This is a genomic window from Chromobacterium haemolyticum, assembly GCF_002081825.1.
GTDB lineage: Bacteria > Pseudomonadota > Gammaproteobacteria > Burkholderiales > Chromobacteriaceae > Chromobacterium > Chromobacterium fluminis.
In genome coordinates this window covers 32,937-45,861 of the sequence record NZ_MUKU01000018.1, presented here as the reverse complement: position 1 = coordinate 45,861, position 12,925 = coordinate 32,937, and the positions used below count along the sequence as shown (strand labels likewise).

At 62.9% G+C, this 12,925-nt stretch carries 13 protein-coding genes and 4 tRNA genes; 10 read left to right on the top strand and 7 right to left on the bottom strand.

What is annotated here, in order from left to right:
- Positions 1 to 36: 36 nt before the first annotated feature.
- The 4 genes from B0T39_RS14605 to cysS form a co-directional block, all read right to left on the bottom strand.
- On the bottom strand, positions 37 to 1,686 hold the full coding sequence (locus tag B0T39_RS14605; RefSeq protein ID WP_081547831.1) for an ArnT family glycosyltransferase: 1,650 nt from the start codon (positions 1,684 to 1,686) through the stop codon (positions 37 to 39).
- A 19-nt stretch (positions 1,687 to 1,705) separates the two neighbouring features.
- Positions 1,706 to 2,632, bottom strand: coding sequence for a hypothetical protein (locus tag B0T39_RS14600; protein WP_081547829.1), 927 nt, complete (start codon positions 2,630 to 2,632; stop codon positions 1,706 to 1,708).
- Between the two features lie 135 nt (positions 2,633 to 2,767).
- A complete protein-coding gene (gene rpmE, locus B0T39_RS14595) occupies positions 2,768 to 2,983 on the bottom strand; it encodes a 50S ribosomal protein L31 (RefSeq protein WP_043634312.1) in 216 nt (71 codons plus the stop codon).
- Between the two features lie 122 nt (positions 2,984 to 3,105).
- Positions 3,106 to 4,479, bottom strand: a complete 1,374-nt coding sequence (cysS, locus tag B0T39_RS14590) for a cysteine--tRNA ligase (RefSeq protein ID WP_081547827.1) — start codon at positions 4,477 to 4,479, stop codon at positions 3,106 to 3,108.
- 154 nt (positions 4,480 to 4,633) lie between these two features.
- On the opposite strand from cysS, the gene B0T39_RS14585 reads away from it, so the two are divergent.
- The 3 genes from B0T39_RS14585 (at position 4,634) to B0T39_RS14575 (ending at position 7,018) form a co-directional block, all read left to right on the top strand.
- Positions 4,634 to 5,251 carry a UPF0149 family protein gene (locus tag B0T39_RS14585; RefSeq protein ID WP_081547825.1) on the top strand — a complete coding sequence of 206 codons (618 nt, stop codon included), beginning with the start codon at positions 4,634 to 4,636 and terminating at the stop codon, positions 5,249 to 5,251.
- A gap of 77 nt (positions 5,252 to 5,328) precedes the next feature.
- Positions 5,329 to 6,150 carry an undecaprenyl-diphosphate phosphatase gene (locus B0T39_RS14580; RefSeq protein WP_081547823.1) on the top strand — a complete coding sequence of 274 codons (822 nt, stop codon included), beginning with the start codon at positions 5,329 to 5,331 and terminating at the stop codon, positions 6,148 to 6,150.
- A 382-nt stretch (positions 6,151 to 6,532) separates the two neighbouring features.
- Positions 6,533 to 7,018 carry an NUDIX hydrolase gene (locus tag B0T39_RS14575; protein WP_081547821.1) on the top strand — a complete coding sequence of 162 codons (486 nt, stop codon included), beginning with the start codon at positions 6,533 to 6,535 and terminating at the stop codon, positions 7,016 to 7,018.
- An 81-nt stretch (positions 7,019 to 7,099) separates the two neighbouring features.
- Here the strand turns inward: B0T39_RS14575 and B0T39_RS14570 are convergent, their stop codons facing one another.
- The 3 genes from B0T39_RS14570 to folD all read right to left on the bottom strand — a co-directional run bounded on the left by B0T39_RS14570 (position 7,100) and on the right by folD (position 9,567).
- Positions 7,100 to 7,681, bottom strand: a complete 582-nt coding sequence (locus B0T39_RS14570) for a hypothetical protein (protein ID WP_081547819.1) — start codon at positions 7,679 to 7,681, stop codon at positions 7,100 to 7,102.
- An 8-nt stretch (positions 7,682 to 7,689) separates the two neighbouring features.
- The gene (purU, locus tag B0T39_RS14565; RefSeq protein WP_081547817.1) at positions 7,690 to 8,553 is read right to left on the bottom strand and encodes a formyltetrahydrofolate deformylase; all 864 of its coding nucleotides are present in this window, start codon (positions 8,551 to 8,553) and stop codon (positions 7,690 to 7,692) included.
- Between the two features lie 162 nt (positions 8,554 to 8,715).
- A complete protein-coding gene (folD, locus tag B0T39_RS14560) occupies positions 8,716 to 9,567 on the bottom strand; it encodes a bifunctional methylenetetrahydrofolate dehydrogenase/methenyltetrahydrofolate cyclohydrolase FolD (protein WP_081547815.1) in 852 nt (283 codons plus the stop codon).
- Positions 9,568 to 9,795: 228 nt separating this feature from the next.
- Here folD and B0T39_RS14555 point away from each other — a divergent pair.
- The 7 genes from B0T39_RS14555 to B0T39_RS14525 all read left to right on the top strand — a co-directional run bounded on the left by B0T39_RS14555 (position 9,796) and on the right by B0T39_RS14525 (position 12,905).
- Positions 9,796 to 9,872, top strand: a tRNA-Pro gene (locus B0T39_RS14555).
- 22 nt (positions 9,873 to 9,894) lie between these two features.
- Positions 9,895 to 9,971: transfer RNA gene (locus B0T39_RS14550), tRNA-Arg, on the top strand.
- Between the two features lie 36 nt (positions 9,972 to 10,007).
- Positions 10,008 to 10,083, top strand: a tRNA-His gene (locus B0T39_RS14545).
- Positions 10,084 to 10,131: 48 nt separating this feature from the next.
- Positions 10,132 to 10,207, top strand: a tRNA-His gene (locus tag B0T39_RS14540).
- Between the two features lie 144 nt (positions 10,208 to 10,351).
- Positions 10,352 to 11,035 carry a GntR family transcriptional regulator gene (locus tag B0T39_RS14535; protein WP_081547813.1) on the top strand — a complete coding sequence of 228 codons (684 nt, stop codon included), beginning with the start codon at positions 10,352 to 10,354 and terminating at the stop codon, positions 11,033 to 11,035.
- A gap of 134 nt (positions 11,036 to 11,169) precedes the next feature.
- A complete protein-coding gene (locus B0T39_RS14530) occupies positions 11,170 to 12,018 on the top strand; it encodes a pirin family protein (protein ID WP_081547811.1) in 849 nt (282 codons plus the stop codon).
- A gap of 26 nt (positions 12,019 to 12,044) precedes the next feature.
- A complete protein-coding gene (locus B0T39_RS14525) occupies positions 12,045 to 12,905 on the top strand; it encodes a pirin family protein (protein WP_081547809.1) in 861 nt (286 codons plus the stop codon).
- Positions 12,906 to 12,925 lie beyond the last annotated feature (20 nt).

Here is a 12,925-nt window from a genome sequence, read left to right as displayed (position 1 = left end):
CCCGCTCAGTTCAATTGATGCGGGGGTTTTTCATGGCTAGCGCGAGTGGACCCGCCTCAGCAACGCAAACATCATATTCTGCTCGCGCGGCCGGGAGCCATACCACAACACCTCCCAGCCCGGCTCGGCAATACCCTCGTCCTCAGAGCGCACCACCAGTTGGTAGTCGCAAGGCGAGGCGTTGCCCTCCGGATAGGACACCAGATCCAGGCCGGCGTAATAGCGCCAGCTGATCAACGCCAACTGGTTGCGGCTCTCGGTCGCCACGCAGGCGGCGTCCGCCGGCAACGCCTTCATCATCCGCTCCACCACCGGCCGGTAGCTCTTGGCGGCGTCGAACCAAGGCAGCCACAAGGTCATGCCCAAGCCCCACAGCAGGGTCAGGCCCGCCGCCCAGTTGCTGATGGCCTGACGGCCGCGCAAATGTTTGCGCGTCAAGGCCCATAGCCACACCAGAGTGGCGATCACCGCGCACACCGCCGCCAGGCTGGAGACATGCACTTGGTAATACGGGCTGAAGTACTGGGCGCGCCCGGCCAGGCCTTGCGGCCAGCCAAAGTTCATCGCCGCCCAGCCGGACCACACCAGCAGAGCGAAGAAGCCGAAAGTCATCAGGCCGAACCAGTTGAGAAAGGCCGCCGCGCCGCGCTTGAGGTTGTCCAGCTCCACCGCCGCCAGCAAGGACAGCGGCAGCAGCAGCGGCATCGCATAGGTCATATTGGGCCGGCTGGACAAGGTCAGCAGAATCAACACCACGGCGAAGAACATCAGCGGCAGCTGCAAGCGCGCCTGATCCAGCCGCTCCCGGTTGCGATACAGGGTCCAGCCGGCCAGCGGCCAGGCCGGGAACGCGAACCACAGGGCGTTCAGGCTGTAGTAGCCGAAGTCGTGAAACAACTGCACCCGGCCGAAGCCGTTGAGCTGGCCCAGCGAGTAGTCGTTCCACCAGAGGCTGAACGCGTCCGGATGGCTCTTGGCCAGCGCCAGCGGCCACACCAAGGAGGTGGGCGCGGCGATCAACAAGGCCAGCAGCACGGTAATCGCGTACTGCTTGCTGCGCCAGGCGGAGAATGCCGGCAGCAACAACACCACCATCCACAGCAACATCAGCTCCATCAGGCTGGCGCTGAGGAAGATCGCCGTGCTGGCCGCGCCCAGCAAAGCGCCGGCCAGGCCGGGCGAGCGCAGGGTTAAGGACAAGGCGTAGAAGGCGGCCGCGAAACCGGCGAAACCGGACACCACCGAGGTGAGCTGATGGCCGGTTTCCACCAGGCCTACGCAACCTATCAGCACCATCACCACGCTGCGGCCGTGACGGCGGCCGATCAGATCGCGGCCGGCCATGCCGGCCAGCAGCAAGGCCAAGGCCATGAACAAGGGCGTGGCCAGCCGCGCCGCGTCGTGCGCCGCCAGCAACCAGGGAGACAGCAGCTTGACCATGATGGCCGCCACCCAATAGTACAATGGCGGACTATCCAGGTAGGGCGCGCCTTGCACCGTGGGCAACAGCCAATTGCCGGTGTCCAGCATGCCCTGCACCGCCGCCAGCACAAAGGGCTCGTCAGGCTTCCACGGATCGTGGCCTATGATGCCCGGCCACAGCCAGACGAAACACAGCAGCAGCAGAATCCACGGTTTTTCCGTAGGCTTGGCCAGGGTTTGGGATTGTTCCGAATAAGTGAGCATGAGTCTCGTTCAAACGGTTTCAATCGGCCGACGGCAATGCGCCGCGCAGCCGGGCGATCAGAATGCGCCAATCCACCTTGCGCTTGGAAATGGAATTGCGCAGTTTGTTGCGACGGCGCTGACGCTTATGCTCGGGATCGGCCTGTATCGCCTTCAAGCGCGACTCGTCCCAAGCGAATTCGCCGCAGTACTCGGCCTGACGCGCCACGTCCCATTCCGGCGCCATGCCGGCGAACACCTCCGCCAGGTAGAGCGGCGCCTCGTAACTGTAGTTCCAGTAGTGGTGCAGCGCATCCCCCAGCGCCAGCGGCTCGCGGCCGTCGCAGGCCACCAGCGACCAGGCCAGCTGCTCGGTCCAGTTGCGCGCTTCCACGCGCGGCAGCAGGAAGTCGTTGAGGCGCAAGGCGGTTTCGAAGAAGGGCACCATGCCGGCGGAAGCGCCGACCACGCCGGCGTTCCACATCGCCAGGCCCTGGACGTCGGCCACCCCCATCTTGCGCAACTCGGCGCCGTGCTTGTCCACCGCGGCGAGATAGTCCGGGAAAAAGCCGGGGCCGAACACGCCTTCGTTGACGTGCATGCAACTGGCCTTCCCCTCTTCCAGCCGGGCGAACAACTCGTCTGGCACGCGCAGCCAGCGGGTGTCGCAATCCACGTACAGCACGGCGGTGCCCAGTTCGCGCGCCGCCTTCAACATCACTTCCAATTTGATGCGGTGCACGTAGTCGAACTGGCCGCGATAAGCTTGCAATTGCGCCCGGCTCAAGGTCTCCGTGCGGACCAGCGGGTGCGCGGGCACGCTGTCCGGCGCGTCGGTGTACACCATGATCTTCACGTCCTGCCGCTGCTGCTTTAGCAGCAAGTGCAACAGGCTCAACACGGAAAAGCGGGTCTGGTCGTAGTATTTCTTGCCGCCGTGGGACAGGTAAACGATGTGGATCGCCATGGCCTCAACCTTGCAGATGTGGATACGCGCGCGTCCGGCGGGGATCTGCCAGGACCTGCAACCGGCCGCGCGCCGGAATCATAGAAAAAAGGCAGCCTGGGCTGCCTTTTTCTGGGTGTCCAACTCGCTCCGCGCTTAGCGCTTGAAGAAGCCGCCGAACTTTTGGTTGAACTTGTCAACGCGACCGGCGGTGTCGACGATCTTCTGCTTGCCGGTGTAGAACGGGTGGCAGTTGGAGCAAACTTCAATGCCGAACGCGTCCTTGGACATGGTCGACTTGGTCACGAACTGGCTACCGCAGGAGCAGGTAACAGTCAGATCTTTGTAATTCGGGTGAATATCGGTTTTCATGTGTCTTCCTTTCAAATCGGGTACAGGGGATTTGCCTGTACTGCTTGCGAAACTATCGATTATCCGCGCTTTGCCGCCGCTTGACAAGTGCCAAATCCACTGCCAACCACGGCGGCGACAGCTCAGGCGCGACGCCAGATAGTGCCCTGGGCGCCGTCCTCCAGCACAATGCCCTTGGCGATCAACTCATCGCGGATACGGTCGGATTCCGCCCAGTTCTTGGCCGCGCGCGCGTCCTTGCGCGCCTGGATCAACGCTTCCACGGCTTCGGCCGTCAACTCGCCGGCGCTGACGCCGCCCTTGAGGAAGTCTTCCGGGTCGCGCTGCAACAGACCCAACACGCCGCCCAAGTCCTTCAGCAGGCGCGCCTGACGCGGATCGCGGCTCTTGTTGACTTCGCCGGCCAGTTCGTACAGCACCGCCACCGCCTCAGAGGAATTGAAGTCGTCGTTCATCGCCGCCTGGAAACGAGCGGCGAACGGGTCCTTCCAGTCTATGCCTGTGGAAGCCGGCAGCTCCAAGCCGCGCAAGGCGGTGTAGAGCCGGGTCAGGCCGTGCTTGGCGTCGACGAGAATACTGTCGGTGTAGTTCACCGGGCTGCGGTAATGGCTGCGCACGATGAAGAAGCGGATCACCTCGCCGTCGAAATGGCCCAGCACGTCGCGGATGGTGAAGAAATTGCCCAGCGATTTGGACATTTTCTCGCCGTCGACGTTGATGAAGCCGTTGTGCAGCCAGTAATTGACGTACTGGTGGCCGTGAGCGCCCTCGGACTGGGCGATTTCGTTCTCATGATGCGGGAACTGCAGATCCTCGCCGCCTCCGTGGATGTCGAACTGCTCGCCCAGATGGTGGCAGCTCATCACCGAGCACTCGATGTGCCAACCCGGACGCCCCTGTCCCCATGGGCTGTCCCAGGACGGCTCGCCCGGCTTGGCGGCCTTCCACAGCACGAAGTCCAGCGGGTCGCGCTTGTGCGGGTCCACTTCCACCCGCTCGCCGGCGCGCAGCTTGTCCAGGGTGCGGCCGGACAATTTGCCGTAACCCTCGAACTCGCGCACAGCGTAATATACGTCGCCGTTGTCGGCGGCGTAGGCCTTGCCGTTGACGATCAACTTTTCGATCAAGGCCACCATGCCGGGCACGTGCTGAGTGGCGCGCGGCTCAAAGGTGGGCGGCAACAGGCCCAGCGCCGCCGCGTCCTGATGCATGTCGGCGATGGTCTCTTCCACCAATTGCTGCGGCAGGATGCCGCGCTCGGCGGCGCGCTTGATGATCTTGTCCTCGATATCGGTGATGTTGCGCACGTAATTGACGTCGTAGCCGGAAGCGGCGAACCAGCGGTAGATCAGGTCGAAGGCCGTCAGCATGCGCGCGTGGCCGATATGACAGAGGTCGTACACCGTCATGCCGCACACGTACATACACACCTTGCCGGGCTCGATGGGTTTGAACTCTTCTTTCTGGCGGGTCAGGGTGTTATACACGGTCAACATGATGGAAACCTATTGGAGGTTGGGTCAAAAAAGAACAATTGTAACAGAGCCGTCAAGCCCTCCGCATCGCGATTGTTAAGCGCCGCGCGGCTGGCGATGCGCTCCGCCGCCAGATGGCGGATAATGGGCTTTTCCCCCCTAGCCCTGGTCCGCCATGAGCCATACCCCGCTTTCCGACGCCGACTACCAACGCCTGGCCTCCACCCTGAACCGCTTTCTGCCGCAACATGGCATGAACCTGGAGCGCCTGGACGGCTTTTTCGCCGCCCTGCTCAGCGGTCCGGAGCAGATCAAGCCGACCGAATGCCTGCCCCTCATCATCGGCGACGCCTTCGACGACGATTCCGCCTTTCCCAGCGACAAGGCGCTGGAACAGTTCGCCAAGCTGCTGATGGGGCATTGGCTGGACATCTCCGCCGCGCTGCGCGAGGACGGCGCCTTCCAACCCTGGCTGGAGCCAGACGCCGCCGGCGAGATCCGCGGCAACGACTGGGCCGAAGGCTTTTCCGAAGGCATGCAGTTGCTGAACGAGGACTGGGGCCTGCTGTTCGACGATCCGGAACAGGCACCGCTGCTGGAGCCCATCCTGACCCTGGCTTTCGAGCGCAATCCGGCCCCGGAAGTGCAAGTGCCCGCGCTGACGCCCGAGCGACGCCAACAATGCCTGGCCGAGCTGTCCGAGTCTGTGCACGGCATTCACCGCTTCTTCTCCGCCATTCGCCGGCGTCTGGAAGAGGAGGAACAGGAGCTGGAGCGCAGGCAGCGCAACTGAGCCGGTCAACCGGTCCGCGGCGGCGGCGTTGATAAGCAGGCCGGCGCAAGCCGCCGCCCACCGCCACAGGACCCGCCATGAATCCTATAGAAGCCCTGCTGTTTGCCGTCATCCAAGGCGTCAGCGAACTTTTCCCCATCAGCAGCCTGGGGCACGGTGTGCTGATACCGGACTGGCTGCACTGGTCCATCAACCGCACAAGCCCGGACTTCCTGCCCTTCATGGTGGTGCTGCACTTGGGCACCGCCGCCGCGCTATTGCTGTATTTCCGCCGCGACTGGCTGAGATTGATAGGCGGCTTCCTGAAAGCCCGAGGCAAAGCCGACAACCCGGAAGCTCGGCTAATGTGGCTGTTGATCGCCGGCACCATTCCCGCCGGCCTGCTGGGCCTGCTGCTGGAGAAGCAGCTGCGCGCGCTGTTCGCCAGCGCCACCGCGGTGCTGATCTTCCTCAGCCTGAACGGTCTACTCCTGCTCTGGGGAGATCGCCTGAAAGGGAAACAATCCCATTTGGACCTGGACAAGTTGAGCTTGTCCGGCGCAATCAAGATAGGCGCGGGCCAGGCCCTGGCCCTGCTGCCCGGCTTCTCCCGCTCCGGCGCCACCCTGGTGGCCGGCCTCGCTCACGGCCTGGATTACGCCTCGTCCGCGCGTTTCTCTTTCCTGCTGGCCACCCCCATCATCGCTGCCGCCGGCGTATTGGAAGTGCCCAAGCTGGCGCACAGCCAAGCTTCGGCAGGGCTGCTTCTGGCCTGCGGCCTGCTGTCCGGCGCCTGCGCTTACGCCAGCACGGCTTTTTTGATGCGCTACTTCAAGAAAAGCGAGATCGAATCCTTGCGGCCATTTGGCTACTACTGCCTGCTGGTGGGTCTGGGTGGCCTGCTGATCAAGCTGATTTAGCCCCGTTACCCCCCCTGATGCTGCGTTGCGCCGACTTGCCGTACTCAAGTACTGCCTGCGTCGGCGCGCCTTGTCTCAGCCGTGAAACTGAGTTTTGTTAGCGGCTCTACCTGCTTACGATCTGCTGCGCTGTGGCGATACCGCGAGACGTGGCCCGGCGAGTGCGCCTTGCGCCCCCACTTGGCTTTCGAGATCGTAAACACCCTCCAAATATTTCAAGCCAATTTTCAAAACGCATATCACTGCAATAAATCGGATTCCAATCCTATATTTGAACAAATTTTGAGCACAGCTTATTGGACTGATCGGTCTAGTGCTTTAGAATCGGAAGAATAATATCCAGGGCCGCTCTCGACAGTGGCCCTAACTAATTTTTTGAAGAATGAGCGTTTTGGAAGAAAAAAGAAACGAGCGCCTGCCCGCTGACCTGGCCAGGCGCGCAACCGCCATTATCGAGCTACCCGATGGCGTGCTGGTCACTGCGGCCAGAGGCGGCCGCTACAATCTTCCTGGCGGCAAAGCCGCCCGCGGTGAATTGCGCTCTCAGGCGCTGATCCGCGAAGTGCGGGAAGAAACCGGCTTGCGCATCAACTCCATGCTGTACCTGTTCGATCACATCACCCCGTTCAACGCGCACAAGGTTTACCTGTGCATAGCGCAGGGTCAGCCGCGCCCGCAGGGAGAGATCGAACGCATCGCGCTGGTATCGTCGCCGGACACCGATATGGATTTGTTCATAGAAGGCCGCGCCATCCTGCGCCGCTACGCGCGGCTGCGCGGCGAGGTCACGGCCAAGGGCGACGCGCTGCGCGCTTTGCTGGGGCTGGCCCGCTACATCGCCAAGGTGGACATCGCCAAAGTGGACTGAATGCCGCCCCGCAACGGAAAACAGGACATGCCTAGGCATGTCCTGTTTTTTTCCGGCTCCCGATGCGGCTCCCGATGCGGCTCAGATGCCGGCAATGGGCGCCGAGCTTTCCGCCCCGCGCGCGCTGTCCGCCACACCCGCCGGCAAATTCACCCAACCCGCGGCCGAACCCAACGACAAAGCCCCGGCCAGCAACACCATGGCCACCGGCGCGAACAACAAGACGCCCAGCGCCACCCGCAGCCGGTGAATGCCGGACACCACGGCCAGCGCGTTGACCAGCACCAGAATGCCGAAGATGGACAACACCGCGTTGACCGCCAGCGCCGCGTCGTCCGGCAACCAGCTGGTCAGCGGCTCGACGAACTGCAGGCCGCTGGCCACCGCCACCAGGCCGAACAGCGAGCCATGACCGTCCCATTTGGCAAAACGCAGCCATAAACCGATGAAGCCGGCGAAGCACAGAGTTTCCGCCAAGGTGAACAACACCATGAACAGCATGCGGCCAGTCAGGTTGTTGCCCAGTTCGGCCGTGTCGGCGCTGGCCACCAGGCCCAGCGCCATCAGAAACAGCAGGGTCTGCCAGCGCGGATACTGATACTCGTCCAGGGGCTTGACCCGGAAGCGAAGCAAATCCACCACATCGTCAATCAGCAGGCGCATGTCCGCTCTCAGTCAAAGACTACCGTCTTGTTGTTATAGGACAGCACGCGGTTGTCCATATGCCAGCGCACGGCGCGCGACAGCACCACTTTCTCCAGATCGCGGCCTTTCTGGATCAAGTCGTCCACCTCGTCGCGATGAGAAATGCGGGTGACTTCCTGCTCAATGATCGGGCCTTCGTCCAGGTCCTCGGTCACATAGTGGCTGGTGGCCCCGATCAGCTTTACCCCGCGCGCAAAAGCGCGGTGGTAGGGCTTGGCGCCATCGAAGGCGGGCAAGAAGCTGTGATGGATGTTGATCACCCGGTCCGGATACCGCTCGACAAACTTGTGCGACAGAATCTGCATATAACGAGCCAGCACGATGAAGTCCACGCCGGCTTCTTCCAACAAGCGGAACTGCTCGGCCTCGGCCTCGACCTTGTTGTCCTTGGTGACCTTGATCACATGGAAGGGGATACCGTTGAACTCCACCAGCCGGCGGCAGGTTTCGTGGTTGGAAATCACCAGCGGAATCTCGCAGTCCAGTTCGCCGATGCGCCAGCGGTGCATCAGGTCCACCAGGCAGTGCTCGTACTGCGACACGAAGATGGCCATCCGCGGCTTGCGGGTGGACAGCGACACTTTCCAGTTCATCGCGTGTTCGTCGGCAATCGGCTGGAAGGCGGCGGCGAAGTTCTCCATCGGCAGGGTGAAGCCGTTCACGTCCCACTGCACCCGCATCAGAAACAGGTTTTCGCTGGTGTCCTGATGCTGGTCCGCGTGCATGATGTTGGCGTTGTAGGTCATCAGGAAGTTGGCGATGGCCGCCACCAGGCCCTTCTTGTCCGGCGCGCTGATCAACAGCGTGGCCGACTGCTTGTCTTGACTCATGATCGGATTTGCTTACTGCGAACTAAAACCGTCGATTTTACGATAGCCGGGCCGCCAACGTCTCGCTTTGTTTGCAAGCGCCGGCCCTATCGCCCGCCGATAAAACAAAAACGCCGCCGCCGCGGAAGCGGCGATGGCGTTTTCGGCTGAACGGCGCGCCGTTCAAGCGTGCATATTGGCGGAATCCAGAGTGTTCTGCAGCAAGGTGGCCACCGTCATCGGCCCCACGCCGCCCGGCACCGGGGTGATGAAGCCGGCGCGCTCGGCCGCCGCGGCGAACTCCACGTCGCCGCACAGCTTGCCGCTGTCCAGACGGTTGATGCCCACGTCGATCACCACCGCGCCCGGTTTGATCCATTCGCCCTTGACGAAATTGGGAATGCCCACCGCCGCCACGACGATGTCGGCCGCGGCCACTTCGGCGGCCAGATCGGCGGTGGCGCTGTGGCACACCGTCACCGTGGCGCGCGCCAGCAGCATTTCCAGCGCCTGCGGACGGCCTACGATATTGGACGCGCCGACAATCACCGCCTTCTTGCCCTTGGGATCAATGCCGTACTCTTCCAGCAGCGTCATCACGCCGCGCGGGGTGCACGGCCGCAGCAAGGGCATCTTGATCGCCAGCCGGCCCATATTATAGGGATGGAAACCGTCAACATCCTTTTTAGGATCGATGCGCTCGATCACCGCCTGCGGATCGATCTGCTTGGGCAGCGGCAGCTGCACCAGAATGCCGTCGACGTCCGCGTCGGCGTTCAAGCGGTCGATGATATCCAGCAGTTCCTGTTGGCTGGTGCCGGCCGGCAGATCATAGGCCAAGGAACGGATGCCGGCTTTCTCGCAGGAGCGCTTCTTGCTGCCCACGTACACCGCGGACGCCGGGTCCTCGCCCACCAGAATCACCGCCAGCGCCGGGGCGCGCTTGCCCGCGGCCAGGCGCGCCTGCACGCCCTCGCCCACTTGGGCGATCAGTTTTTCCGCTACCGCTTTGCCGTCAATCAGTTGTGCTGCCATGGGCCGGTTCCATAAAGAAGCTGAAAAAGAAGGCGCATATTCTCGCATTTTTCGGCCGTTTCCGAAATGCCGCTGCGCAACAAAACTGACTTAACATCAAGATAAGTAAAGGGAACTACCAACCCGCTCGCCGTCCTCTCAATATTGCGCCTCCAACCGGCCTAAAATTAATTGCAAACGGGTGTTGACAGCCTAAATCGCCATCCGTATAGTTGCGGTCTCTGTCGTCGGGGCGTAGCGCAGCCTGGTAGCGCACCTGATTTGGGATCAGGGGGTCGCGAGTTCGAATCCCGCCGCCCCGACCAGACGAGGCAAAACCCGACCTGAGCGCCCGTAGCTCAACCGGATAGAGCACCGGCCTTCTAAGCCGGGGGTTACAGGTTCGAGTCCTGTCGGGCGCGCCAAAGTAGTTGTGGTACAATGCAGTCGTTTTTTCAGTGGTGGATGTAGCTCAGTTGGTAGAGTCCAGGATTGTGATTCCTGTTGTCGTGGGTTCGAGCCCCATCATCCACCCCACCCTATTTTAAGTTGCCGCTTCATGGCGTCGACTCACCGCTTTCTGCGGTGGATGTAGCTCAGTTGGTAGAGTCCAGGATTGTGATTCCTGTTGTCGTGGGTTCGAGCCCCATCATCCACCCCAAATCTTCAAAAACCCGGCCAAATGCCGGGTTTTTTCATTTTTGCGACTCATAAGGTCAGTTTTGGGCCTTGTCTGACAGTTCAAGCTCCGTATAATCGAATACATTTGCATGACACCGCTTGACTGACGACGACACCCACCACCATGACCACCATGCAGCCGATCAAGCGCCAGACGCTCACCAGTGCCGTAACCGAATCCTTGCGCCAGCGCATTCTCTCCGGGGAATTCCCCGATGGCCAACAATTGCGCCAAGAGGCGCTATCCAATGAATACGGCGTCAGCCGGGTGCCGGTGCGCGAGGCGCTGCGCCAGCTGGAAGCCGAAGGCCTGATCCAGATCATCGACCACAAGGGCGCGCTGGTATCCAAGTTGTCGCTGGAAGACGTGCTGGAGCTGCTGGAAATCCGCGCGATGCTGGAGGGCTCGGTTCTTAAAGCCGCCATCCCCTGTCACACCAAGGCCGATCACGATCTGGCCCAGCAAACCTTGCGCGAATTCGAACAAGCGCTGCGCAACAACGACGTGCGCCACTGGGGCGAGTTGAACTCTCGCTTCCACCTGGCACTGTACCGAGCCGCCAAGCGGCCGAACACGCTGGCGCTGATCGAGCAACTGCACAATAAGACCGATCGCTACACCCGGATGCAGATCTTGTTCACCCGCACCATGGAACGGGCCCACGAGGAACACAGCAAGCTGCTGGAGCTATCGCGCCAAGGCAAGGCAGATGAAGCCTCGGAATTCATCCGCTTCCACATCCTGTCCGCCGGCCACGCGCTGGAAGACTACCTGCGCAACCAAAGCCAGCAGAACGCCTTGGGCTGAACCCCGCCGCCTCGCCTTCAAATAATTTGAACTTGGCGCGCAATTCTTTGCGCTATCAAGCGCCGCGGCGACGCGCAATAATCCGACCATGCCAACCGCCGGACGCTAGTCCGGCCCCACAGGGAGACATGGTCATGCAACACCCTTTCATCAGCCGGGAAGCGGAGCGTCTGGTCAACGGCCAAGCGGTGACCGACGGCGCCGGCGTGCGCCTGCTGCGCGTGCTCAGCGCCGATCTTCAGCGGCGGCTGGACCCTTTCCTGATGCTGGACGAGTTCCGCTCCGGCAACCCCGGCGACTACAACGCCGGCTTCCCCAGCCATCCGCACCGCGGCTTCGAAACCGTCACCTATATGCTGGCCGGCCGCATGCGCCACCGCGACAACGCCGGCAACGAAGGCCTGCTCGGACCCGGCGGCGTGCAATGGATGACCGCCGGCCACGGCATCGTCCATTCCGAACTCCCGGAACAGGAAGACGGCCTGATGCACGGCTTCCAGTTGTGGCTGAACCTGCCGGCGGAGCGCAAGCTGCGCGCGCCGTGGTATCGCGACATTCCCGCCGCCGAGATTCCGTCTGCACCAGCCCAAGGCGCGGCGCGGCTGATCGCCGGGCATTGGCGCGGCCAGGCCGGCGCGGTGGAGCGCGAGCTCACTGAACCGCTCTATCTGGATCTGCATCTGGACGCCGGAGGCGAAGAGGCGCTGGAGATACCCACCGGCCACAACGCTTTCATCTACGTCTACCAGGGCGAGATCGCCGTCGGCGCACAGCGGCGCGGCGTCAAGGCAAGGCAGATGGCGGTGCTGGACAACCGTATCGGCAGCGACGGCGTCAGCCTCCGCGCTTCCGCCGACAGCCGCTTGCTGCTGATTGCCGGCAAACCCTTGGGCGAACCCATCGCCCAGTGGGGGCCGTTTGTGATGAATACCCGCGAGCAAGTGGAAGAAGCCATAGCTGATTTCCGCGACGGACGCTTCTGACCCTCAAACCCTAAGCTGGAGCCGCCATGCCACTGCTTACCCAAACCATCGCCAGCCTGGACCGCGACATCGGCTTTCCGGTGCGCCGGCTGTTGCCCACCCGACAGGCGCGCCGCGTCGGCCCCTTCGTGTTTCTCGATCACATGGGCCCGGCCCATTTCGCCGCCGAAGGCAGCGCCGGCGATGTGCGGCCTCACCCTCACATCGGCCTGGCCACCGTCACCTATCTGTTCTCCGGCGCGATGATGCATCGCGACAGCCTGGGCACGGTGCAGCGCATCGCGCCCGGCGCGGTCAATCTGATGACCGCCGGCAGCGGCATCACCCACTCCGAGCGGGTGCCGGCCGACATCCGCCAGCAAGGCGTCGCGGTGGAAGGCATGCAGTTGTGGCTGGCGCTGCCGGATGAACTGGAGGAATGCGCGCCGGCCTTCGCCCATTACCCGGCCGAGGACTTGCCGCGCTGGAACCAGGACGGGGTGGAACTGAACCTGCTGATCGGCGCCGGCTGGGGCCGTCGCTCGCCGGTCGCCTATCCGCTGCCGGTGTTCTACGCCAGCGCCCTCATGCCGGCCGGCGCGCAGCTGACGCTGCCGGAAGGCGTGGACGAACTGGCCGCCTATGTCGCCGCCGGCAAGCTGGACGTGGACGGCGCCACGCTGAACGCCAACGAATTGGGCCTGCTGCGAACCGGCCAGGGTGGCGAACTGATCGCGCGGCGCGACAGCCGGGTGATGCTGCTGGGCGGCACGCCGCCGGCCAGCCCGCGCTACCTGGACTGGAACTTCGTGTCCAGCCGCCGCGAGCGGCTGGCCCAGGCGCGCGCGGACTGGATCGCCCAGCGTTTCCCGATGGTGCCGGGCGAGACCGAGTTCATTCCCTTGTGAGAGCAGCCGGCTAAAAACAA

What these genes read in the sequence shown, in the direction of transcription:
- B0T39_RS14605 (WP_081547831.1), bottom strand. Translation starts at nt 1,686, where the DNA reads ATGCTCACTTATTCGGAACAATCCCAAACCCTGGCCAAGCCTACGGAA.
- B0T39_RS14600 (WP_081547829.1), bottom strand. Translation starts at nt 2,632, where the DNA reads ATGGCGATCCACATCGTTTACCTGTCCCACGGCGGCAAGAAATACTAC.
- rpmE (WP_043634312.1), bottom strand. Translation starts at nt 2,983, where the DNA reads ATGAAAACCGATATTCACCCGAATTACAAAGATCTGACTGTTACCTGC.
- cysS (WP_081547827.1), bottom strand. Translation starts at nt 4,479, where the DNA reads ATGTTGACCGTGTATAACACCCTGACCCGCCAGAAAGAAGAGTTCAAA.
- B0T39_RS14585 (WP_081547825.1), top strand. Translation starts at nt 4,634, where the DNA reads ATGAGCCATACCCCGCTTTCCGACGCCGACTACCAACGCCTGGCCTCC.
- B0T39_RS14580 (WP_081547823.1), top strand. Translation starts at nt 5,329, where the DNA reads ATGAATCCTATAGAAGCCCTGCTGTTTGCCGTCATCCAAGGCGTCAGC.
- B0T39_RS14575 (WP_081547821.1), top strand. Translation starts at nt 6,533, where the DNA reads ATGAGCGTTTTGGAAGAAAAAAGAAACGAGCGCCTGCCCGCTGACCTG.
- B0T39_RS14570 (WP_081547819.1), bottom strand. Translation starts at nt 7,681, where the DNA reads ATGCGCCTGCTGATTGACGATGTGGTGGATTTGCTTCGCTTCCGGGTC.
- purU (WP_081547817.1), bottom strand. Translation starts at nt 8,553, where the DNA reads ATGAGTCAAGACAAGCAGTCGGCCACGCTGTTGATCAGCGCGCCGGAC.
- folD (WP_081547815.1), bottom strand. Translation starts at nt 9,567, where the DNA reads ATGGCAGCACAACTGATTGACGGCAAAGCGGTAGCGGAAAAACTGATC.
- B0T39_RS14535 (WP_081547813.1), top strand. Translation starts at nt 10,352, where the DNA reads ATGACCACCATGCAGCCGATCAAGCGCCAGACGCTCACCAGTGCCGTA.
- B0T39_RS14530 (WP_081547811.1), top strand. Translation starts at nt 11,170, where the DNA reads ATGCAACACCCTTTCATCAGCCGGGAAGCGGAGCGTCTGGTCAACGGC.
- B0T39_RS14525 (WP_081547809.1), top strand. Translation starts at nt 12,045, where the DNA reads ATGCCACTGCTTACCCAAACCATCGCCAGCCTGGACCGCGACATCGGC.